The 22,255-nt window shown below is 69.2% G+C and carries 22 protein-coding genes; 11 read left to right on the top strand and 11 right to left on the bottom strand.

The window, feature by feature from the left end:
• Positions 1-44: 44 nt before the first annotated feature.
• Positions 45-752 (bottom strand): YoaK family protein, encoded by a 708-nt coding sequence (locus tag GVV77_RS00900; protein WP_159615521.1) that lies wholly within the window; start codon positions 750-752, stop codon positions 45-47.
• Positions 753-1,047: 295 nt separating this feature from the next.
• Between GVV77_RS00900 and GVV77_RS00905 the strand changes: the two genes are divergently transcribed.
• A complete protein-coding gene (locus tag GVV77_RS00905; RefSeq protein ID WP_159615523.1) occupies positions 1,048-2,850 on the top strand; it encodes a gamma-glutamyltransferase family protein in 1,803 nt (600 codons plus the stop codon).
• Positions 2,851-2,960: 110 nt separating this feature from the next.
• On the opposite strand, the gene GVV77_RS00910 is transcribed toward GVV77_RS00905, so the two are convergent.
• Both GVV77_RS00910 and GVV77_RS00915 read right to left on the bottom strand, forming a co-directional pair.
• Entirely contained in the window at positions 2,961-4,214 is a 1,254-nt protein-coding gene (locus GVV77_RS00910) for a phospholipase D-like domain-containing protein (protein WP_159615525.1), read from the bottom strand.
• A 65-nt stretch (positions 4,215-4,279) separates the two neighbouring features.
• On the bottom strand, positions 4,280-5,023 hold the full coding sequence (locus GVV77_RS00915) for an MBL fold metallo-hydrolase (protein WP_159615527.1): 744 nt from the start codon (positions 5,021-5,023) through the stop codon (positions 4,280-4,282).
• A gap of 260 nt (positions 5,024-5,283) precedes the next feature.
• On the opposite strand from GVV77_RS00915, the gene GVV77_RS00920 reads away from it, so the two are divergent.
• The gene (locus GVV77_RS00920) at positions 5,284-5,526 is read left to right on the top strand and encodes a hypothetical protein (protein WP_159615529.1); all 243 of its coding nucleotides are present in this window, start codon (positions 5,284-5,286) and stop codon (positions 5,524-5,526) included.
• A 48-nt stretch (positions 5,527-5,574) separates the two neighbouring features.
• On the opposite strand, the gene GVV77_RS00925 is transcribed toward GVV77_RS00920, so the two are convergent.
• The 4 genes from GVV77_RS00925 to GVV77_RS00940 form a co-directional block, all read right to left on the bottom strand.
• The gene (locus GVV77_RS00925; protein ID WP_159615531.1) at positions 5,575-6,522 is read right to left on the bottom strand and encodes a carbohydrate ABC transporter permease; all 948 of its coding nucleotides are present in this window, start codon (positions 6,520-6,522) and stop codon (positions 5,575-5,577) included.
• The gene (locus GVV77_RS00930) at positions 6,515-7,486 is read right to left on the bottom strand and encodes a carbohydrate ABC transporter permease (RefSeq protein ID WP_159615533.1); all 972 of its coding nucleotides are present in this window, start codon (positions 7,484-7,486) and stop codon (positions 6,515-6,517) included. Before GVV77_RS00930 ends, GVV77_RS00925 begins: the two co-directional genes overlap by 8 nt.
• A 3-nt stretch (positions 7,487-7,489) precedes the next feature.
• Complete coding sequence (locus GVV77_RS00935) at positions 7,490-8,866, bottom strand: ABC transporter substrate-binding protein (protein WP_159615535.1); 1,377 nt, start codon at positions 8,864-8,866, stop codon at positions 7,490-7,492.
• A 167-nt stretch (positions 8,867-9,033) separates the two neighbouring features.
• Positions 9,034-9,450: a hypothetical protein gene (locus GVV77_RS00940; protein WP_201293147.1), complete on the bottom strand. Its 417-nt coding sequence runs from the start codon at positions 9,448-9,450 to the stop codon at positions 9,034-9,036.
• Between the two features lie 328 nt (positions 9,451-9,778).
• Here GVV77_RS00940 and GVV77_RS00945 point away from each other — a divergent pair, with 328 nt between their 5' ends.
• From GVV77_RS00945 to GVV77_RS00965, 5 genes are all read left to right on the top strand, one after another.
• A complete protein-coding gene (locus tag GVV77_RS00945; RefSeq protein ID WP_159615537.1) occupies positions 9,779-10,420 on the top strand; it encodes an ABC transporter permease in 642 nt (213 codons plus the stop codon).
• Positions 10,413-11,711, top strand: coding sequence for an ATP-binding cassette domain-containing protein (locus GVV77_RS00950; RefSeq protein ID WP_246199552.1), 1,299 nt, complete (start codon positions 10,413-10,415; stop codon positions 11,709-11,711). Before GVV77_RS00945 ends, GVV77_RS00950 begins: the two co-directional genes overlap by 8 nt.
• A 40-nt stretch (positions 11,712-11,751) precedes the next feature.
• Positions 11,752-12,492, top strand: coding sequence for an ABC transporter permease (locus GVV77_RS00955; protein WP_201291426.1), 741 nt, complete (start codon positions 11,752-11,754; stop codon positions 12,490-12,492).
• A 1-nt stretch (position 12,493) separates the two neighbouring features.
• Complete coding sequence (locus GVV77_RS00960; RefSeq protein ID WP_425483323.1) at positions 12,494-13,546, top strand: glycine betaine ABC transporter substrate-binding protein; 1,053 nt, start codon at positions 12,494-12,496, stop codon at positions 13,544-13,546.
• 129 nt (positions 13,547-13,675) lie between these two features.
• Positions 13,676-14,587: a phosphodiesterase gene (locus tag GVV77_RS00965; protein ID WP_159615541.1), complete on the top strand. Its 912-nt coding sequence runs from the start codon at positions 13,676-13,678 to the stop codon at positions 14,585-14,587.
• Between the two features lie 55 nt (positions 14,588-14,642).
• Here the strand turns inward: GVV77_RS00965 and GVV77_RS00970 are convergent, their stop codons facing one another.
• The 3 genes from GVV77_RS00970 to GVV77_RS00980 all read right to left on the bottom strand — a co-directional run bounded on the left by GVV77_RS00970 (position 14,643) and on the right by GVV77_RS00980 (position 17,855).
• Positions 14,643-15,452: an MSMEG_6728 family protein gene (locus GVV77_RS00970; RefSeq protein WP_159615543.1), complete on the bottom strand. Its 810-nt coding sequence runs from the start codon at positions 15,450-15,452 to the stop codon at positions 14,643-14,645.
• A 35-nt stretch (positions 15,453-15,487) separates the two neighbouring features.
• Positions 15,488-17,017: a stealth family protein gene (locus tag GVV77_RS00975; protein ID WP_425483330.1), complete on the bottom strand. Its 1,530-nt coding sequence runs from the start codon at positions 17,015-17,017 to the stop codon at positions 15,488-15,490.
• Between the two features lie 202 nt (positions 17,018-17,219).
• The gene (locus tag GVV77_RS00980) at positions 17,220-17,855 is read right to left on the bottom strand and encodes a DUF1684 domain-containing protein (RefSeq protein ID WP_159615547.1); all 636 of its coding nucleotides are present in this window, start codon (positions 17,853-17,855) and stop codon (positions 17,220-17,222) included.
• Positions 17,856-17,923: 68 nt separating this feature from the next.
• Between GVV77_RS00980 and GVV77_RS00985 the strand changes: the two genes are divergently transcribed.
• Positions 17,924-18,676, top strand: coding sequence for a sulfite exporter TauE/SafE family protein (locus GVV77_RS00985; RefSeq protein ID WP_201291420.1), 753 nt, complete (start codon positions 17,924-17,926; stop codon positions 18,674-18,676).
• A 66-nt stretch (positions 18,677-18,742) separates the two neighbouring features.
• Complete coding sequence (locus GVV77_RS00990; protein WP_159615551.1) at positions 18,743-20,032, top strand: cell division protein PerM; 1,290 nt, start codon at positions 18,743-18,745, stop codon at positions 20,030-20,032.
• 24 nt (positions 20,033-20,056) lie between these two features.
• Here the strand turns inward: GVV77_RS00990 and GVV77_RS00995 are convergent, their stop codons facing one another.
• A complete protein-coding gene (locus tag GVV77_RS00995; protein WP_159615553.1) occupies positions 20,057-20,536 on the bottom strand; it encodes a hypothetical protein in 480 nt (159 codons plus the stop codon).
• 59 nt (positions 20,537-20,595) lie between these two features.
• Between GVV77_RS00995 and purN the strand changes: the two genes are divergently transcribed.
• Both purN and GVV77_RS01005 read left to right on the top strand, forming a co-directional pair.
• Entirely contained in the window at positions 20,596-21,162 is a 567-nt protein-coding gene (purN, locus tag GVV77_RS01000) for a phosphoribosylglycinamide formyltransferase (protein WP_159615555.1), read from the top strand.
• Positions 21,159-22,178 (top strand): magnesium and cobalt transport protein CorA, encoded by a 1,020-nt coding sequence (locus tag GVV77_RS01005; RefSeq protein ID WP_246199553.1) that lies wholly within the window; start codon positions 21,159-21,161, stop codon positions 22,176-22,178. The genes purN and GVV77_RS01005 overlap by 4 nt, the downstream gene beginning before the upstream one ends.
• The last annotated feature ends 77 nt before the right edge of the window (positions 22,179-22,255 follow it).

A 22,255-nucleotide genomic window follows, 5' to 3' on the forward strand; every position in this document is an offset into this window, starting at 1 on the left:
TCATTGAGACCGTGCCCGCGGTTCGGGTCCGTGCCTTCTTCTCCTTAACGGTAAACGTCGGCCAAAGTAGCCCGGGCATCGCGCCGCGACCGCACCTGACCGATGACGGTCACGATGCAGGTCAGGACGGCCGAGAGGGCGATCCCCGCCCACAGGTCGATCTTCAGGGCCGCGGCCCCCGCAACGGCGCCCGCCAGGATGAGGGCGATGGCGGCGGTTCGGCGCACCCAGAAGGGGCTCTTTCCCCCCGCGATCCTCGAGTCGGAGGCGAGCCCGGTGATGGTGGAGGTCACCACGACCGTGGTGATCTCGGCGACCTTCAGGCGTTTCGCGGTGGCGGCCTGGATCCCCATCACCAGGCCCAGGGCCGACGTCGTGATGCTTCCCAGGGTCTCGTCGCCGGCGACGTCGACAAGGGCCGTGACGACGGCGAGCGCGACCATCACCCCTGCCACCGCAGCCAGGGCGATAGTCGTCCGGCCCGACCAGCCCTCGGGCGCCCGGCGCAGCAGCCGCCCCGCGATGGCGGCCCCCACCATGAAGAAGACGAGCGCCAGGGCCGGCCGGAGCACGGGGAGGTCGCTGCCGCCGGCGAACGCCATCCCGAGGAGCACGACGTTGCCGGTCATATTGCCGGTGAACACCCGGTCCAGGCCGAGGTAGCCGACGGCATCGATGACGCCGGTGGAGAACGTCAGGACGAGCATCAACACCAGGTGCAGCCGGTCGGTGGACAGGGACGTCTTCTTCATGCGGTCCTCCAGGGGATGGCCGGCGGGAATCGGGGCAGGGGAGCGGATCCGTCCAGGTCCACCGGAGCGGGCCGCTGGGATGGGTCCGCTGAGACGGGTCAGCGGGTAGGGCGGCCCCGGTGGCGGTCCGGCAGCCCGGCCGGAACCAATCCGCCTGGCCCGGCACCGGTGCTGCCGATGATCTTGTGAGGAACGTATACGAAGCATATCGTCGGAGCAGAGAAGATATCCGATACCAACGGGCCCCGCCGAGGGGAGGTCCGTCCACGCCCTGCCCGGGCCGAAAGGCGCTTCCATGACGTACACACCGGCTGGGGCCTTCACCACCCGTCCCACCCTGCAGGGAACTTTCGGCATGACCGCCTCCACCCACTGGCTGGCGACGGCCTCCGCGCAGGCTGTCCTGGAGCGCGGCGGCAACGCCTTCGACGCCGCGGTCGCGGGGGCTTTCGTGCTGCACGTGGTCGAGCCCCACCTCAACGGCCCCGGCGGTGACATGACGGGCGTCTTCACCACCGCCGCGGACCCCACGCCGACCGTGCTCATGGGGCAGGGCCCCGCCCCGGCCGGTGCCACCCGGGAACACTACCTGGCCGAGGGACTCGAGCTGGTGCCGGGGGCGGGAGCCCTGGCGGCCGCGGTGCCCGGGGCCGTCGACGCGTGGCTGCTGCTCCTGCGCGACCATGGCTCGTGGGAACTCGGCGAGGTGCTGGCCTACGCGATCGGCTATGCCCGGAACGGGCACCCCGTCCTGGCCCGTGTCGGAGCCACCATCGCCACCGTCGCCGGGCTGTTCACCGAGCACTGGCCCAGCTCGGCAGCCCTGTGGATGCCGGACGGACGGCCGCCGGCTGCGGGGGAGATCATCACCAATGAGGCCTACGCGGTGGTCCTCGACGGGCTCGTCGGCGCCGGGTCCGGCGCCGCGACCCGCGAGGCACGGATCGACGCCGCCCGCCGCGAGTGGCGGACCGGGGTCGTGGCCTCGGCGGCCGTGGACTTCCTTTCCATCCCGCACCGCCATTCGTCCGGGACCGACCACGCCGGGGTGATCACCCGGCAGGACTTCGCCGGTTTCGGGGCCGGGTATGAACCGGCGGCCACCTACGAGTTCCGTGGGCACACCATCGCCAAGACCGGACCGTGGGGGCAGGGGCCGGCGCTGCTGCAGACCCTGGCGATCCTGGAGGGGCTTCCCGATGACCACCTCGACCCCTCAACGGCACTCGGCGCGCACACCATCCTCGAGGCCCAGAAGCTCGCCATCGCAGACCGTGAGGCCTACTACGGTGACGCCGCGGTGCCCCTTCAGTACCTGCTCTCCGAGGAGTACGCGGCGCAGCGCCGGGCCCTGATCGGCGAGCGGGCCTCAACCGAATTCCGTCCCGGCAGTGTTCCGGACCACGAACCGTTCCTCCCGCCGCTGAGGACTGAGTACACCCCGCCGGCGGCCGCCGGGAGGCCCTTCGCCGGGGCGGGGGAACCGACCGTCTCCCGCGCCGGGGAGACCCGCGGCGACACCTGCCACATCGACGTCGTCGACCGCTGGGGGAACATGATCTCGGCGACCCCCAGCGGCGGCTGGCTCCAGTCCTCGCCGGCCATCCCCGAACTCGGCTTCTGCCTCGGTACCCGCCTGCAGATGACCTGGCTTGAGGACGGCGCCCCCTCAACGCTGCGCCCCGGCCGGCGCCCGCGCACCACCCTGACGCCCACCCTCGTCCTGCGGGACGGCGAGCCGGTGGTGGCCCTCGGCTCGCCTGGAGGGGACCAGCAGGACCAGTGGCAGCTGCTGTACCTGCTGCGCACCATCGTCGGGGGCTACACCCCCCAGGAAGCCATTGACGCGCCCTCGCTCCACACGACGTCGATTCCCGGCTCCTTCTGGCCGCGCACCTGGGAACCGGGTGGAGCGGTCGTGGAGGACAGGCTGGGGGACGAGGTCATTGCGGAGCTCGAACGCCGCGGACACGTCGTGACCCGGGCAGGGGACTGGTCGCTGGGGCGGCTCTCCTGCGTCACTGCCGATCCGGCCACCGGGATCCTGCAGGCGGCGGCCAATCCGCGCGGCGCGCAGGGATATGCCGCCGGCCGCTGACCGGCACCCGGCTGGCGCATCCCTGCCGGGCTATCCCGGGGGACTGTATGCAGGGGGCGGGCCGCCCGCCGGACGGCGCCAAGGGCAGCGCCCGCCGGCGGCCGGCCGCCCTAGAGGAAGGGGCGGAGCGGCGCGAGCACCGTCTCGCTGAACCTCGCCATGACGTGCCGGCTCTCCCACTCCTCGAGGGTGAGCAGGCGGGTGTTTGAGCTGTCGATCTCGAAGATCTGTTCCATGGTGCGGGCCAGATCCTTGTCGAAGATTTCGAGGTTGGTTTCGTAGTTGCCGGTCAGGCTCAGCCTGTCGATATTCGCCGTGCCCACCGTCGACCATTCGCCGTCCACCGTAGCGGTCTTGGCATGGATCATGGCGTTCTGGTACAGCAGGACCTGCACGCCGCAGCGCAGCATCGAGGAGTAAAACCCGCGCGAGAGGCAGTCGGCAACGACGTGGTTCGAGTCCTCGGGCAGGAGGACGCGCACGTCAACGCCGCGCAGGCTCGCCCGCAGCAGCGCGTCCATGATCTGCTGGTCGGGGATGAAGTAGGCGGTGGTGATGTAGATGGAGCGGGTGGCGCGGTTGATGGCATCGAGGTAGACCCCGCGGATGGGGAACACGAGGTTCGCCGGGATGTTGTTGACGGCCCGGATCCGGGGCTCCCAGAAACCGGCGCTGGTGTCGGCCATCTTCGCGTGCCGCTTCGCGCTCAGGTTCCAGACGCTGACGAAGGCCTGGCGCAGTTCCCACACCGACGGCCCGGTGATCGCCAGGTGGGTGTCCCTCCACTTGGTGGCGTACAGGGAACCGATGTTGTACCCGCCGACAAAGCCGATGGCGTCATCGACCACCATCAGTTTCCGGTGGTCAAGGCCGGTGCCCCGAATGTTGGTGAACAGCACCGAGGGGCGCAGGACCGGGAACCGGAACACGTGGACGTCCGGGTGGAACCGGTAGAACGAGGGGCGCACCACGAGGTTGGCGAAGCCGTCGTAGATCACGTGGACCTTGACGCCGCGGGCCGCCGCGGCGTTGAGGGCGTCACGGAATCGCCGCCCCATCGCGTCGCCCTTCCAGATGTAGGTCTCGAGCAGAATCTCGTGCTGGGCCTTCTCAATGGCCTGGATCATCGCGCTGAAGAGGTCTTCGCCGTAGGTGTAGACGGTCGTAGTGGACTCATTGATCGTCGTGGTGAAGGTGCCGGGCCGGGGGAAGCCCTTCCGGGTCCGGCGGATGCGTTTTTGCACGGCGTCGATGAGGACGGCGGAGGCGATGGCGGCGGCCTGGACACCGAAGAAAAGGAGAGCGGCGCGGCGGAGGGCGGTGGTGGCAAACTCCATCACAACCCTGTGGTTCAGCGAGTCCATAACTAGAGCCTATCGTTCGGCCGCCCAGGCCCGGACCCGCACCCCGGAGCGCCCCGGCAGCAGCGCTAGTGCCCGCCGACCAGACGGGCCTCCGCTGTGGCCTTCGCCACCCCGTTGGTCCACGCGTAGCCATGCCCGGGCAGGACGATCTGGGCTCCGGTGCCCTCGAGCGCATCGAGGGAGGTGAGGGCCGCGGCGGTGTCCGCGGTCGCGGCGCGGGCCACGATCTGCGGGCCCCTCCGTCCGGTGTACGGGTCGAGGGTCACCAGCGCGTCACCGCTGATCAGCACGCCCCGCTCCGGGAAGGACAGCGCACAGTGGCCCAGGGTGTGTCCGGGGGAGGGAACCAGGACGGGGTTGCCCGGCAGGGCGGCGGCACTCGCGGAGGTCAACGGCTCAAGTTTTTTCACCCCACGCACCTTGAGGGCGCCGGCGGCCGCCATGCGGGCCAGCACCGGGACCGCCTGGGGATAGCGCACCGGGTACAGTAGCGGCGTCCTCTCCCGCTGGTAGCGGTAGGGGTGGGAGGCGATGTACGCGTCGTCGACGTGGCCGTAGACGGGGATTTGATGCTGGAGCCGCAGGTATTCGGCGAATCCGAGGTGGTCGAAATGACCATGGGTAAGCACCACGGCCCGCACGTCGGCGAGGCTCCTGCCCAGGCTGCTCAGCGCACCGATGAACTTCTGCCGCGTGCCCGGCAGCCCTGCGTCGACGAGGAGCAGGCCCCCGCCGTCCTCGACCAGGTAGCAGTTGGTGTGTGCGTGGGCGATGCGGTGGATTCCGTCGGCGACATTCGGCGTGAGCATGTTGGATCCTCCCTGGGGCCAAGCCGGAAAATCCAAGCCAAGCAGTGCGCGCGGGAGTTCCGCAAGGAGCATTCTTTCTAAACCCGTACTTGCCCGATACGTTGGAGGGGTAGTCGATTTCACGCCGATGTGCCGGCGCGGGCGCCGGCCGCCGGGTCCTTCCGGGGCGGATGCTCCGGAGCCGGCGCGAGTCCAGAAGCGGTGGGTCCTGATCGGCTGATAAATTCGAAGACCAACCCCTGTTACGCGAAAGGGCGGCTATGTCCGAATCCAGCCCCAGCCCCATCAAGCAGATCATGATTGCTGCAGCAGACCTCGAACAAGCAGAGTTCGAGCGCGACCGGCTGGCCCTGCTGTACCGGGATCTGGTGGTTGAGGCCTTCGGGGCGGGGGAGGAGCCGGGCGCGCTGTCCGAAGCCACCGGGATTCCCGAGGCCGAAATCCTTCGGATCGCAGCGCTGGTGACTCCGGCCGAGCGCAGCCGGGAGGCCTCGCCCCGGTAGCCCTCCGGGTGGCGGAAAGCCCCTGTAGACGCGGGGGCCGCCGGACCGTCAGCCCTTGTTGCCCGTGGTGGCGATCCCCTCGACGAAGTGCCGCTGGCCGATAAAGAAGAGGACGATCATCGGCACTGTGGTGATCACACTCGCCGTCACCACCAGTTCCCAGTGCCAGTCCCCGCCGAACCCGAACTGATCGAGCAGCGCCTTGAGCCCGCGGGGGACAGTGAAGGTCGAACTGTCCCGCAGGTAGATCAGGGGGCGCATCAGGTCCGTCCAGGCCGCCTGGAACTCGAAGAGCAGGGTGACGACGAGGGCGGGCTTGCACAGCGGCAGCGCGATGCGCGAGAACATGTGCCAGTTGTTTGCCCCGTCCACGCGGGCGGCCTCGAACAGCTCGCGCGGCAGCCCCAGGAAGAACTGGCGCAGCAGGAAGATGTAGAACGCGCTGCCGAAGAGGTTGCCCGCCCACAGCGGGGTGAGCGTGCCGACCTGGCCCAGGCTGTTCCAGATCAGGAAGGTCGGAATCATGGTGACCGCGCCGGGGAGCATCATGGTCGCCAGGACCAGGCCGAACAGCACATTGCGGCCCCGGAACCGGAAGAACGCGAAGCCCCACGCCACCAGCGCACTGGAGATGGTGACGGTGGTGGCGGCCAGCACCGTCACCAGCACGGTGTTGCCCAGCCACAGCGCGAGCGGAGCCTCCTGCCAGACGGTCAGGTAGTTCTCGAACGTGAACGACTTCGGGATCAGGCGGTTGTCGAAGACCTCGGAGCGGGGCTTGAACGAGGCGCTGATCAGCCACAGCAGCGGATAGGTGAAGACGACCGTCGCGGCGCCCAACGCCAGCCAGGTGAGCACCCGGGCTACGGGGCTGCGGCGGGCACCCGCCCGGCCGGTGCGCCGCGGCGCCGGCGCCACCGCCGCGGGAGCGCCGTCGGCGGGGCGGACCGGCGCAACCGGCGGCAGCTGGGACGGGCCGGCCTGGAGATCAGCCATCGTTGTTCCCGCTTTCGTAGTAGACGAACCTCCGGCTGACGACCATCTGGATCACCGTGACGATCAGGACAATGACGAACAGCACCCAGGCCATGGCCGAGGCGTAGCCCATGTGGAGGAATTCGAAGGCCTGCTGGAACAGGTAGATCGAATAGAACAGGGCGGCGTCGTTGCTGTAGGTGGTGTTGCCCGAGCCAAAAAACGCGGTGTACGCCTCGGTGAAGGTCTGGAACCCGGCGATCGTGTTGATGATGACGAGGAAGAACAGGCTTCCGCTGATCATCGGCAGGGTGATGGCACGGGTGACCTGGAAGCCGTTGGCGCCGTCGACCTTCGCCGAGTCGTAGAGTTCCTGCGGCACATCGCGCAGCGCCGCCAGCAGGATGATCACCGAGGACCCGAGGGTCCACAGGCTCATCAGGATGAGCCCGGGCTTGATCCAGGACGGGTCGGTGGTCCACGCCGGACCATCGATGCCGAACCAGCCGAGGAACCCATTGACCAGGCCGTTCTGCCCGTTGAACAGCAGGAGCACCAGGATGCCGATGGCCACCGGGGGTGTCATCTTCGGCAGGTAGAAGACCGTCCGGAAAAACCCGGAGGCGCGCCCGGCCCGGTTCAGCAGCAGTGCCAGCAGCAGCGACACGATCACGTGCGCCGGCACCGAGATGGCGGTGTAGATGAAGGTGTTGCGCAGCGACAGGGCGGTCTTGGGGTCCTCGAAAAGCTCGGCATAGTTGGCCGTGCCCACGAAGTTCGGGTTGTTGATCACGTCGTAGTCGGTGAGCGACAGGTAGGCGCTGTAGATGACCGGCCAGAGCGTGAAGATGAGGAAACCGGCGATCCACGGGCTGATGAACAGCAGTGCGGCGCGCCGGGCGCGGCGGCGGTTCCGCCGCTGGCCCGGCCGGAGCACCGGCTTGGCGGCCCGAGGTCCCCGCAGCGGGGCGGCCTGCGAGCTCATCTCCTATTCCTCGTCCCAGGAGCTCCAGGCCTCGTCAAGAGCCTGCTGGGCCTCCTCCTGCGCCTGGTCGAGGGCTGCCTGGGGTTCCTGCTGGCCGTTGAGCACCCGGTTCACCGCGTCCTCCCACGCCGTCTCGAATTCGGCGTCGGCGGGGCTGGCCGGCAGGGCGAAGGACGCCTCATTGGCCTCGTAGGAGGCCTCAATGGCCGCGTCCCACTTGGGGTCGGAGCCCACCTTGACGAACTCTTCCTTGATCCGCTCGTCGGCGGCCTGGTTGCCGGTGAACAGCCCCGTGAACGGCTTGCCCTCCTCGGCGCGCATGTCGGCGCGGGCAGTGGCGGCCTCCATCCAGGTGTCGACCTTGGTCATGTGCTCGATGAACCGGCAGGCGGCCTCGGGGTTCGAGCTTCCCTTCGGGATGGCCCAGGCCGACCCGCTGGAGTAGCTCATGGTCTCCCCCGAGGTGTCCTTCAGGGTGGTGAATGCCATGGGGGCGTCCGGCGAGACGTCGTTGAGGATGTTGACGTACCACTGTTCCATGGGCATGGCCCCGAGCGTGTTGGAGGCGAACTGGTTTCCCTCCCCGAAGAAGTCGGCCGAGTCCCGGAACGCCTTGACGGCGCTGAACCCGCCCTGCTTCTCGTAGATCTCCGAGGCGAATTCGAGGGCCTCAACGACGGCGGGGTCGTTGAGCTGGGCTTTGCGTCCGTCCGCGGAGATGATGTCGGCACCGTTGGCCTTGGCCCAGATGGGAAGAAACTCGGGCAGCTTCGTGTCGTAACCGATGACGCTCAGCTTGCCCTCGTTCTTGACGAGCGTGTCCGCGGCCCTGCGGATCCCGTCCCAGTCGGACCCGTCGATGTCCTCGACGCTGAGGCCCTGTTCCTCGAGCAGTGTCGAGTTGCCCATGACGATCTGCACCTGGTTGAACTCGGGTACGCCGTAGACCTCGTCCTCGAAGGTCACCTGGCTCATCGCCGCGGCCCGGAAATGGTCGACCTGAATGCCGTGGGCGTTGATGCACTCGTTCAGGGGCATGATCGCCCCCCGGGAGGCGAAGGTCCCAAGCTGGTTGCGGTTGGCGTAGATCAGGGCAGGCGGCTCCCCGGAGGCGACGGCGGAGAGGAACTGCTGGATGTCCAGGTCGCCTTCGACCAGGCTCACCTTCACGCCGTCGAGCTTCTCCTCGGCCGACTTCACGCGCGTTTCGCCGATCTCGTCGGTCGCGCCGAAGCCCATGATGTTCAGTTCCCCGGAGACCTCGGCCTCCGGGTCGAACTGGCTGTCTTCGGTTGTCTGGGAGCCGCCCGTACCGGTGGCGCACGCCGAGAGTGTCAGCCCTAACGCTGCCGCAATGGCCAGTGACTTTCGAGTCTTCATACCCGCCCCTTCGCTTCGAACGTCCCGGACGGCTCGAGGAGTGGGTTTTCAACCTCCGGTCGACGCGGGACTACCGTGTGAAGTCAGCATAAGCACTTCTATCCGAAATACCTAAGGCGGCTTACTGTCAGCAGGCTTGGCGTGCGCGCCGGTATGGCGGGAGGCGGTTACTTCCGCTTTTTCGGCGAGTCGAGGATGAGGCCCAGGGCGATGCCGAGCATCCAGACGTCCTTGGCGACAGGGGTTCCGGCCTGGGTCGGGCGAACCCCGTCCTTCTCGGTCATTCCCTCGGTCCTGAGGTACATCGCAAGAAGACCTGCAGAGAAGCCTGCCAGAGCCAGGCCGGCGAGCCGGCTGGGGACGAACGGCACGAGCAGGAGGCCGCCCAGGCTCATCTCCACCGCCGAGAGGATCTTGCCGAACTTCTCCGGGTCGAGCTGGCCGACCTGGGGGAAGACGCCGGCGGCCATCTGCTGCATGTACGCGGCGCTCTCCTCATCGAGGCCGCGCTTGCCGATTCCGGCGTTAAGGATGAAGGCGCCGGTGGCCACCCGCGGGGGGATGTGGCTGAGTTTGATAACCATTGGATGGTCCTACTTTCGGTCGAAACTTCCGCGGATTTCCGCCACGGTTCTGGTGCTGAAACCCACGGCGGAGCCACGGGCTGGATCGAGCCTACGGGGGTCCCGAAGGCGAATCCAGCATACCGCCGAAGGTGACGCCGGACGGCGCGGGAGACCGCTGCGGACGGCCGTCCGGCGTTGCTTAAGGGGCCCCTGAGACGGCTGGTGAAATGGAATCTTCGCTGAAACCTGCCTATGGTGGAGGCCGCCGTTCACCGATAAAGCGGCCTGGTTTCCTCCCGCCGCGACCCCGCGCGGGCAGTTCCCCCAAGGTGAAAAGGGTACGAATGTGACCGATTTCCTCGTCGACAGGATCGACTCGATCCTCTTCTCGAGCTGGCAGCACTTCTCCCTCGTGGTGCAGTGCCTGCTGCTCGCAGCGGTGGCCGCCGTCGTCCTGGCCACGCTGGTCTACCGCAGCCCCACCCTCTCGGCCCTCGTAAATGGTATTTCCGCGATCGGCCTCACGATTCCGGCCTTCGCTCTGATCGGCCTGCTGATCGCCCCTCTCGGCTTCGGGGTGGGCCCGGCGGTGATCGTCGTGGCGTTCTTCGCGGCGCTTCCCATCCTGCGCAACGCCGTGGTCGGACTGGCCGGCATCGACCAGTCCCTGGTGGAGGCAGCACGCGGCATCGGCATGGGCCGGATCCGCACGCTCGTCCGGATCGAACTTCCCCTGGCCTGGCCGGTCATCCTGACCGGGATCCGCGTATCGGCGCAGATGGTGATGGGAATCGCCGCGATCACCGCCTACGCGCTCGGCCCCGGCCTCGGCGGCCTCATCTTCTCCGGGCTCTCCCGGCTCGGCGGAGCGAACTCGTTCGAGTCGGTCGCCACCGGCGTTCTCGCCGTCATCGTGCTTGCACTTGTCCTTGACCTGCTTCTCGTCGGCCTCGGCCGGCTCACAACCCCGCGAGGTATCCGTGTCTGAAACGTTCACTCCCTCCCCGGCCGCCGGAGCGGCGGCGAAGCCGATCACCGGCGCCAGCATCCTCCTCGACACGGTCACCAAGCGTTACCCCGGCCAGGAGAAGCCCGCCGTCGACGGGCTCACCATGGAGATCCCCGCGGGGAAGATCGTGATGCTCGTGGGCCCGTCCGGCTGCGGCAAGACGACAACGCTGAAGATGATCAACCGCCTGATCGAGCCGAGCGAAGGCCGGATCGTGCTCGACGGCGACGACGTCACCCGGATCGACGGCGACGCCCTGCGCCGCCGCATCGGGTACGTCATCCAGGCCGGAGGACTGTTCCCGCACATGAGCGTCGCTGCGAACATCGCCCTCGTTCCCAAGATGCTCGACTGGAGCAAGGAGCGCATCGCCGCCCGCGTCGACGAACTGCTCGAGCTGGTCTCCCTCGACCCCGACCGCTACCGCGACCGGTTCCCGCGCGAACTCTCCGGCGGACAGCAGCAGCGCGTGGGGGTGGCCCGCGCCCTCGCCGCCGATCCGCCGGTGCTGCTCATGGACGAACCGTTCGGCGCGGTCGACCCCATCACGCGGCAGCGCCTGCAGGATGAACTGCTCAACATCCAGAGCGAACTGCAGAAAACGATCGTCTGCGTCACCCACGACTTCGACGAGGCGGTAAAGCTGGGCGACTGGATCGCGATCTTCAACGAAGGCGCCCAGCTCGTCCAGTACGACACCCCCGAACGCATCCTCGCCGAGCCCGCCAACGAATTCGTCGAAAACTTCATCGGCTCCGGTGCCGGCCTCAAGCAGCTGACCCTGACCCGCGTGGACGAGGTCGAGGTCGCGGACGCCGTCGTGGCCCGCCCCGGCGACCTCGCCACCGACGTGCTCTCACGCATGGACGCCATCGGGCACAACCACTCGGTCATCGTCGATGAACGGAACCGTCCCCTGCAGTGGCTCTCCCGCCGGCAGCTGAGCCGGCTCGAGCGGGTCGGTGCCGAACGCGACCCGCGGCTGCCCGTCGTGGGGAACCGTGCCACCCTCAATGACGCCCTCGACACCATGCTCGTCTCGAGCGTCGGGGCGGCGCTGGTGACCGGCCCCCGCGACACGTTCCGCGGGGTGATCAACGTCGACACCGTCATGGACGCCATCGGACGGGCACACCGGCACGCCCGCACCGCGCACGCCGAGGGCCGCCCGGTCGGAGTGAACACCGGCACGCTCGAGGCCGTGCAGGCCAGCGGCGCCCCCGGCCTGCCGGCGGCCGGCCTGACCGGACCGGAGCGCACCGGTGAGTGAGCCGACGCGCACCGCGGTCCCGGCAGGGCAGGAGGCAGCCATCCGCGCCGACGCCGCACCCCTGTCCTGGCGGCCGCTGCTGCTGCAGCTCGCCGGGATCGTCGTCGTCGGCGTGCTCCTGGCTCTCTGGCTTGCTGCCGCCGAGCTGACCGACACCGAACGGACCACCCTCAGCCCCTCATCGCTCCTTGACTACACCCGTGAGCACCTGGCCCTGACGGGCCTGGCGGCGTTGATCGTGCTGTTAACCGCCATCCCGCTGGGCATCCTCCTCACCCGCAGGGGTCTTCGGCGCTTCAACGGACCGATCCTCGCCGTTGCCAACTTCGGCCAGGCGGCACCGGCCATCGGGCTCATCGTGCTCCTCGCCGCCTGGCTGGGATTCGGTTTCCGTGCCGCCGTTGTGGCGCTGGTGCTCTACGCCATCCTTCCGGTGCTGCGCAACACGATGATCGGACTCAACCAGGTCGACACCCGGCTCGTCGAGGCCGGCAGGGGAATGGGGATGAGTGCCCTGGCCGTGCTCGTGCGGGTCGAACTTCCCCTCGCCGTGCCGATCATGCTGGCCGGTATCCGGACCGCCCTGGTCCTGCTCGTCGGTACCGCGGCCCTCGCCACCTTCATCAACGGAGGGGGCCTCGGCATCCTCATCACGACCGGGGTCAACCTCAACCTTCCGCGCGTCCTGGTGGCCGGATCGGTGATCGTGGCGCTGCTGGCCCTGTTCGTCGACTGGCTCGGGCGCGTCGTCGAGCACGTCGCACGGCCGAAAGGACTTTGACATGCGCCAGAACCCCATCCGCCAGAACCCCATCCGCCAGAACCCCATGCGCCAGAACCCCTTCCGCCGGCCCCGTGCGGCGGCCTTCCTCGCCGCATCGGCTGCGCTGCTCGTCTCCGGGTGCGGTCTGCAGCCCGCCACCTCCTACGTTCCAGAGGCCGGGCCGGGCTCGATCGAAGTCCTCGAGGGTGCGGAGGGCGAGCCGCTGACGGTGACGTCGAAGAACTTCACCGAGCAGCTCATCCTCGGCAAGATCTCGGTGCTCGCCGCCTCCGCGGCGGGCTTTGAGGTCACGGACCTCACCAACGTGCCGGGCAGCCAGCCCGTGCGTGAACTGCTCCTCTCCGGAGATGCGGACGTGACCCTTGAGTACACCGGCACCGCGTGGCTGACCTACCTTGGCCAGGAGTCCGGCATCCCCGACCAGGAGGAGCAGTGGCAGGCAGTCCACGACGCCGACCTCGACAACAATCTCATCTGGGGACGGCCGGCGCCGCTGAACAATACCTACGCGCTGGCTGTGCGCACCGAGGCACTTGCGGACCTGGGGAACATCACGAAGATCTCCCAGCTGGCCGAACTGCCCGTGGAGGAGCGCACCTTCTGCATCGAGTCCGAATTCAACTCCCGCTCGGACGGCATGAACCCCCTGCTCAAGCATTACGGGCTGACCCGCGGCGCGCCGGACGGGGTGCCGGATGCCAACATCGGGATCTACGACACCGGTGCTGTGTACTCCGCGACCGACAGCGGCGACTGCAACTTCGGTGAGGTGTTCTCAACGGACGGCAGGATCGACGCGCTCGACCTCACGGTGCTCGAGGACGACCGCATGTTCTTCCCGGCCTACAACGTCGCCCCGGTATTCGGCGCGGAGGTCCTCGAGGAGCACCCCGGCCTGGAGGAGGTCTTCGCCCAGATCGCCCCGGAACTCACCGACGAGACGATGCGCCAGATGAACCTCCTGGTCGACGTCGAGGGTCAGGAGCCCGCCGACGTCGCCTTCGACTTCATGGTCGAGAAGGGCTTCATCTCGGATCCCGGGGAGGGCTGAGCCTGGAGGTAGAGGTGCGCCTTAAGTTTTCCGACTTGCCGTGCCTCATTCACCTCACGGGTGCCTGCGCTCTGCTTTGATGGAAGGCAATTGGGTTGTACGACGCAGTCAACTACCAAGAAGGTTGCCATGGAGTACCGGACGGCCGAACATCCGAGGCCGCAGCATTTCATCCTGCATCTGAGCGACACCCACCTGGTGGGAGGTCCCGGCCCCCTCTACGGGGCGGTGGACAGCGAGGAGCGGCTGCGCCGGATCTTCGCGGACCTCACCGCCTCCGGGGCCCGGCCCGATGCCATCGTGTTCACGGGGGACCTCGCCGACAAGGGCGAGCCCGGCGCCTACGAGAAGCTGCGGGCGATCGTCGATCCCGCCGCTGACCGCCTCGGGGCGAAAGTGGTGTGGGCTATGGGCAACCACGACGACCGCGCCAGCTTCCGCGAGGGCCTCCTCGACGAAGCACCGTCCGCCGGGCCCGTCGACCGCTCCTACGACGTCGACGGGCTGCGGATCATCACCCTCGACTCGAGCGTCCCGGGCCACCACCACGGCGCGCTCAGCCGCAGCCAGCTGCTGTGGCTGGCCAACGAACTGCTCACCCCCGCCCCGCACGGCACCATCCTGGCCCTGCACCACCCGCCGGTGCCCAGCGTCCAGGACCTCGCGGTCCTCGTGGAGCTGCGCGGGCAGCGGGAACTGGCCGAGGTGGTGCGCGGCTCGGACATCCGGGCCGTCATCGCCGGACACCTCCACTACTCGACCACGGCAACCTTCGCCGGGGTCCCCGTCTCGGTCGCCTCGGCCACCTGCTACACCCAGGACCTGCTATTCGACGGCGGCGGGACCCGGGGCCGCGACGGCGCCCAGTCCTACAACATGGTCCACGTCTACGAGGATACGATCGTGCATTCGGTGGTCCCGTCCGGCCAGTACACCGCGGTGGGCGAGACCGTCCCCCGTGCCGAGACCCGGCGGCGCCTCGAGGCGGCGGGGGTGCGGATCGCCGAGGCGGCTCCGGCCCGCCAGTTCAGCGGTGTCTGACCAGTTCAGGAGAGTCTGACCGGTTCAGCAGGGTCTGACCGGCCTCCGGAACAGGTCAGCGCCGGGGCCGCGGCACGCAGAACAGGGTCCGCGGATCCTGAAGCAGGGCCGGGCGGTCGAAGTCGCCCCGGCGCACCCATCCGTCCAGGGCCAGCCCGCGCAGCAGGACATCCTCCGCCAGCAGCACCGGCCCGGCGGTGCCGGTGCGGAACCGCTCCGGGTCGGCACCGGCGAGCACCACCGTGTCGCCGTCGGCGATGCCGTGCTCGAAGACCGCGAGCTGGCGCTCCCACTTCGGGGCCGCCCGGCCGCCAGGGGCCTCCAGCGGCATCCGCAGGGCCGCATCGGACTCCCCGGTCTCCCCGGGCTCCCCGGCGGGGACGGCGTCGGACCGCCAGACCCAGACCCGGCCGCCGGCGGGTTCGGCCGGAAGGATCTCCCGATCGGGCTCCGGCCACAGGTAGGGCAGGTCCTCCGGAACGCCGGGGAAGCGGTCCCGGTAGATCTCCGGGGCCTTCTGGATCAGGTTCGACTGGTGGCTCAGATGCACGCCGGCGTTCCCGAGCCACGGGGGGAGCGGAACTTCCTGCGGATCGGCGTCGGGGGCAAATTCCCGGATCAGCGGGCCCGTCGTATCGGCGTGCCCACGCGAGACCCACTCCTGAACCATCGCCAGGCCGTAAAGGCTCAGGGCCGGCACATAGCCCATCCACATCCGGATGGCCGGGTGCCGCTGCCACCCGTAGTCGGGGATGACGAGCGCCCGCAGCGCCTGCAGCGTCTCGACGCGCTGCTTGCCCAGCCGTGCCTGGTCGAGCGCGGCGGCGCTGGCAGCGAAGTCCGGGTACGGCAGGAACGTCTGCATGGAGCAAGTCTGGCACGGTCCCGGGGCAGGACGGGCTACTTCTCCCAGGGCGCCTTGACCGGGAAGTACTTCTCGAGGAACTCCGTGACGAGCCGCGCCCGCTCGTCGGCGGGCACCTCGGGAAAGCTTCCGTCATTGAGGCAGAAGAAGTCGAAGTTGCGCTTGTCGAGCATCTTGTTGAGGCTCTTCAGGCCCGACCGCGCCGTGGTGTCGATGTACTTCACCCGCGCCATCTCCTGGGTGACCGCCCGCCCGGTCAGCAGCGAGTAGTAGTGGTAGAGCGAGTTGGTGACGGAGATGTTGTCCTTCGCCCGGAAGGTGGAGGCGGCGGTGGCCTTGAACTCCGCGGCGAACTCCTCCTCCATCTCCAGCAGCACGCTCTTGCGCAGGGGAGCCGCCGTGTGCTCGAGGTGCCGGGTCGTGATCCGGCCGAACCGCTCGTGGAGCAGCCGCCGGTTCACGCGCGCCGCGTTCTCGAAGCCGCTGCGCTCGGCGTCGTTATCGCCGAGGCCGATCCGGGTGTCGGCCTCGATGAACTTGGTGATCCCCCCGGGGGAGAAAAACATGTCAGGGGCAACCGGGCGGCCGAAGAACATGTCGTCGTTGGAGTAGAGGAAGTGCTCCGCGAGCCCGGGGATGTGCTGCAGCTGGGCCTCGACGGCCTGCGAATTGTGGGTCGGCAGCACCGAGGGATCCGAGAAGTGCTCTTCGGCCCGCACCAGGGTCACCGAGGGGTGGTCCGCCAGCCACTCCGGGCGCTGGGAATCGGTGGCGATGAAGATCCGGCGCACCCAGGGGGCGAACATGTAGACCGAGCGCAGCGCGTACTTCAGCTCGTTGATCTGGCGGAAGCGCGCCTCGTGGTCGTCGCCCTCACCGACGACGGCGCCCTTCATCCGCGCGGCGCGCGCCGCCTGGTATTCCGGGCTGCTGCCGTCGACCCAGGAGAAAACGAGGTCGATGTCGAAGCCGATGTCCGAGGCGTGGTCGGCGAACATATTGTCGATGGTGGGCCACTTCAGGCCGTGGCGCTCGACGGATCCGCGCACCGCCTCGGCCGCCGGCACGGTGCGTCGGGTCAGCGAATTCTCCACCGGGAGTTCGATGTTGTCGGCGTGAAGGGCCCACAGTTCGATCTGCACGCCGGCGGAGGGCCCGTAGGCCAGCCCGCCGATCGGTTCGATGCGGGGACGGAACAGCCGGTAGATGCGGGCCTTGCGGCTGTGCGAAAGGGACCCGTCCGCGACCAGCAGGGTGGTGCGGCGCTTGGTGTCGACGGTGCGTGAATAGAAGGGTTCGTTCCGGCACGCCTCCACCAGGGCCGCGCGCAGCCGCTCCTGGTCCTTGACGTCGATGGCGATGACGGGACGTTCGTCATTGCCGCGAACCAGCAGGAACTCGATGCGGGCGGCATCGAGGGCAGCACGGATGAACAGCAGGTCCTCGACCATGGCCTCGTGCGGGGTGCGGTCGGAGTTGATCAGGGTGAAGCGCCGCTTGACGGTGGTGATGTCGGAGCGGTCAGTGAAACGGGCGACTGCCGCACGGGAGGCGGACTCGAGAATCTCGGCTTCGTTCTCCGGCTCGGGAGCGCCGAAATAGATGTCGTGTTGAGCAGCCGTGTCTGTAATCGTTGCCTCCGCGCAGATGGGTGTGGATATCCCATGATAGAGCCTGCGGGCGGCTGCTCCTCAAGGCGCCGGTCCGGCCCCGGGTGCGGTACGCGGGCGCGCGGCACCCGGGCGTATCGGCCCCGGATACGCGGGCCTAGTAGGTGCGGTAGAGCTCCCCGACCGGGACCTCGGCGTCGAGCCGGTTCTCGGGCCCCGGCAGCGGGCACGCCCACGCCTCGTCGTAGGCGCACGAGGCGTTGTAGCAGAAGTTCAGGTCGATCACGATGCTGCCGGGCCGGCGGCCCTGGCCCAGATGGGCGCCCTTGATGGTGTCGAGCAGGTACCGCCCGCCCCCGTAGGTTCCGCCGTCGCGCCCCGCAGTGGTGTCGCGCAGGGGTAGGAAGATTCCGCCGCCGTAGGACTGGAGGCGCCACAGTGCGAGCTGTCCCAGTCCCGGCAGCACGACGCTGCCCAGCCGCTGGAAGGGCACGGTGCCGTCGGTGCCCGTCTCGACGTCCCGAACCTCGCCGGCTCCCTCGTCGCTGACTGCGGCCTCGAACCGGTAGGCCGGGTCGTAGTCGGCCATGGCGACCCCCGAGAAGCGCTCCTTCGCCGCATCGTCGAGGGGCGAGGCCGGGTGGGTGCCCAGCAGGTGGTCCCGGCCGGCCCGCCACAGGGCGTGGGCCGCCTCGGGGGAGTCCTCGGCGGCGCTGCGGCGCACCTGCCCGTAGAGCCGAAACACCGATTTTCGCCAGTCCGCCGTGTCGAGGGCGGTGGTGAGCAAGGTCATGGGTTCAGGGTACCTCCGCCCCGCGCGGGCGCACGGACTATGACACCGTCCTGCGTACTGTGGGGACGGTGACCCTTGGGATTTTTCTGGTCGTGCTCGGCGCCATCTTCGCCGGAGCCGTGGCCCAGCGCATCGCCGGCCTCGGCTTCGCCCTGCTCATCGCCCCGTTCCTCGTGCTGATCCTCGGCCCTCACGAGGGGGTGCTGCTGGTGAACATCTGCGGGGTGGTGTCCTCGGCGATCATCGTCGGACGGGTCTGGCGCGACATCGACTGGAGCATGTTCCGCTGGCTGACCGTTCCCTCCCTCTTCGGTTCGGTCCCGGGCTCGCTCATCGCCGTCACCGCCCCCGCGGCGCCGCTGGCGGTGACCGTCGGCGCCGTCGTGCTCGCCGCCCTGTCCATCTCCCTGGTGCTGCAGCGCTCCGACGTCGTCGTCCGGGGTAATGTGCCCAAGGTCCTGGCCGGGTTCGGTGCCGGGCTCACCAACTCGATGGCAGGGGTCGGCGGACCGGCGGTGAGCGCCTACGCCGTCCTCGCGAGGTGGCCGCAGCGGCCCTTCGCGGCGACCCTGCAGCCCTTCTTCGTCGTCATCGGGCTGGTGACCCTCGCGATCAAACTCCTGCTTGACCCGGCCCAGGCCCCGGTGCTCGACCCCTGGATGTGGGGAGCCATCGGCGGAGCCATCCTCGCCGGCATCTTCGCCGGAGAAAAGCTCGGGCGCTTCGTGCGCGACGACACCGCCCGCTTCGCCGTCGTCGTCATCGCCTTTATCGGGGCCGGGCTGGCCACCGCCCGGGGGATCGCGGACCTGCTCGGCTAGCCTGCGCGTGCCGCCGGGCCGCGTCGGTGGGCGGAGCCGGCCGGAGCCGGTGGCACCATTGAAGGGATGAAACTTCCACGCCGGAGACCGACAGCCGTTCCCATGCCCCTCTGGCTGCAGGGGGTGTTCGAACTCGGCCAGGCCGCAGCGATCTCCGCGGCCCTGGTCCTGATCCCGGTCGCCGCGGTGTGGCTGACCGGCGGATTCGCCGACCGGGACGCCGTCTCCGCGGCGCAGTCGGCGGGCCACGCCTGGCTGGTGATGCACGGAGTGCCGCTGGTGCTCACCTTCCCGCCGGGGACGGTGATCGCCGGCACGACCTCCGGCCTGCTGCACGCCGTTCCGCTCGGCCTGGTGCTCGTGCCGTTCCTCCTCGCCTGGCGTGCCGGGCGGCGCCTTGCCCGCGCCTCCTACACCGACCAGCTGTGGCAGGCCGTTCTTGGGGCGCTCGGCATCTACGCGGTGGTCGGCGCCGCCGTGGCCTACTTCTCGACCAACGCCGACGTGACCGTGTCCCTGACGGCGGGTGCGCTGATCCCGCCGGTGTCGGCGGGCCTCGGGATCGTCACCGGCGCCTACCGTGAGGCCGGTGCCTGGAGCCGCCTGATCGGCGTGGACCTCGCCTCCTGGATCGCCCGGACAAGCCAGCACTCGCGCTGGGCCGGATCGTACGCCTGGTCCGTGGTGCGCTCGGCCTTCCTCGGCGTGCTGGCGGCCACCGGCCTGGCGGCGCTGCTGCTCGCCGCCGCCGTGGCCCTTCACTGGACCGAAGTCATCACCGTGTATGAACGCCTTGAGGCAGGGATCGCCGGGTCGACGGCCCTGACCCTCGGGCAGCTCGGCCTGCTGCCGAACCTCGTGGTGTGGACCCTGGCCTGGGCCTCGGGGGCAGGGTTCGCCCTCGGCACCGGCAGCTCGCTCACGCCAATGGCCAGCACCGTCGGTCCCCTCCCCGCCGTCCCGGTGCTCGGGGCGCTGCCGGCCGGGACCCTCGAATTCGGCATCGCCGCCCTGGCCCTGCCCGTGGTGGCGGGCCTGCTGGCAGGATGGTGGTTCTTCCGGGAGGGCGAGAACCACTTCGATGAGTGGCTGAGCCTCAAGACCTCGGCCCGCTGGCTCACCTCGATCGTCTCCACGGTGTGCCTCGGACTCTTCGTGGGTCTCCTCGCGGGCCTTGGCGGGGCGGCGCTCGCCCTGCTGTCGCGGGCATCGCTGGGCATCGGCCGCCTAACCGACCTCGGCCCGGACCCGCTCGCGGTCGCCCTGTGGCTGGGTGCCGAGGTCGGGATCGGCGCTGTGCTCGGCTACGCCATGGCGCCGCTGCTGGAGCGCGAACCGCAGCGCCCGGACGCCTGACCGGCCCTTAGCGGAACGCCCGCCTCATTCCGGAAGCATCCCGTTGAGGGTCAGCAGCCGGTCCTGGCACACCCGTTCGGCCGCGAGGGTCAGGGCGGTGTCGATGCAGTCCTCGTAGTCCGCGGTGACCGGCCACAGGGCGATCAGGACGGCGGTGGAGAGGGCGAGGAAACCGGCGAGGCCCACCCCCACCGCGGCGGTGACGCGCACCAGCCCGCCCAGCCGGCGCCGCACCGCGCGCACCAGGGTCGCGATTCCCAGCACGAGGGCCAGGACACTGAACCCCAGGCCCAGAACCTTGAACGGCAGGTCGAAGGAACTGGTGGCCACCGCCGCCACAAGGCTGACCAGGAACCACAGCGGGAGTGCCCGGGAACCCTCCTCCGGCGCGGGCTCCGCCCCGGGGGAGGGCCGGCCGGCGGGGACCCCGTGCGGGCGGTCGGATGGGTCGTTGAACGGGCGGTTGGATGGGCCGTCTGACGGTGGTGCGGGCCGCTGTTTCATCCTCCAACCCTAGCCGCTGCGGTTTACGCCAAGCCGACCGCGCCGCCTACAGTGGAGCAATGCGCATCGTCCTCCTGGTCTCCGGCACGGGGTCCAACCTCCAGGCCGTCATCGACGCGGTCGCCTCCGGCGGCCTCGACGCCGAGATCGCCGCCGTCGGCGCCGACCGCCCCGGAACCCTTGGCGTCGAGCGGGCGGCGCGGGCCGGAATCCCCACCTTCGTCGTCGACTTCGCGGACTACCCGCACCGCTCCGGCTGGAACGACGCGCTGGGGGAGGCGGTCGCCTCCTACGCCCCCGACTACGTGGTCTCCTCGGGGTTCATGAGGATCGTCGACCAGGGCTTCCTCGACCGGTTCCCCAACCGCTACCTCAACACCCACCCCGCCCTCCTGCCGAGCTTCCCCGGCGCCCACGGGGTCCGCGACGCGCTCGCCTACGGCGTCAAGGTCACCGGGTGCACGGTGATGATCGCCGACGCCGGCGTGGACACCGGCCCCATCCTCGCCCAGGCGCCCGTCGCCGTCCTCCCGGACGACACCGAGGAGACCCTTCACGAACGCATCAAGGTCGAGGAGCGCAGGCTCCTGATCGAGACCCTCCGGACGCTCGGGGGCACCCGGTGAACGCCCTCGTCGCGAACGCCGTCTACGTCGACGGCCGCCGCAGGATCGACCCCGACAACCTCGACTCGACCTTCGAGGCGATGCGCGAGACCGGCGGCATGGGCTGGATCGGCCTGTACCGCCCAGACCGCGCGGAGATCCAGGCCGTGGCCGAGGAGTTCGGGCTGCACGAACTGGCAGTCGAGGACGCCGCCAACGGCCACCAGCGGGCGAAGCTTGAGCGCTACGGCGAGACCCTCTTCGTGGTGCTGCGCCCCGCCCGCTACCTCGACCGCGAGGAGAAGGTCGAGTTCGGCGAGCTCCACGTCTTCGTGGGCGCCGACTTCGTCGTCACCGTCCGGCACGCCGAGTCCCCGGACCTCGGTACCGTGCGCGACCGCATGGAGGCGAGCCCCGACCTGCTGGCGATGGGCCCCCAGGCGGTGCTGTACGCAATCCTCGACGAGGTCGTGGACGAGTACCTGCCGGTGGTGAACGGGCTTGAGAACGACATCGACGAGATCGAGAACGAACTCTTCGGCGGCGACCCCGGGGTGTCCCGGCGGATCTACGAACTCCACCGGGAGGTCATCGAGTTCCAGCGGGCCACCCAGCCGCTGCAGGCCATCATCGAGTCGCTGCAGCGCGGTTCCACCGCCTTTCGGGGCGAGGGGGAACTGGCCCGGCGCCTGCGCGATGTGCTCGACCACGTGCTGCGCATCGTGGAGCGGGTCAACACCTTCCGCACCCTGCTGCAGAGCCTGCTGGCCGTCCACTCCACGCTCGTGGCCCAGCGGCAGAACGAGGAGATGACCCGGCTGACGGAGACGTCGCTGGCCCAGAACGAGGAGGTCAAGCGGATCTCCTCCTGGGCGGCGATCCTCTTCGCCCCGACCCTCGTCGCCTCGATCTACGGGATGAACTTCGATGTCATGCCCGAGCTGCACTGGGTCCTGGGCTACCCCTTCGCGCTGCTGCTCATGATCGCCATGGGTGTAGGCCTCTACTGGGCCTTCCGCCGCCGGAAGTGGCTCTAGCTTCGGACGTTTCCGATCCGGACGCGATGTCCGTCACATCGGATCAGTTCTCCTGACTTGTTGCTCGAAGCCACCGA

Origin of the sequence: Arthrobacter zhaoguopingii (assembly GCF_009828605.1) — a bacterium.
Lineage (GTDB): Bacteria > Actinomycetota > Actinomycetes > Actinomycetales > Micrococcaceae > Arthrobacter_D > Arthrobacter_D zhaoguopingii.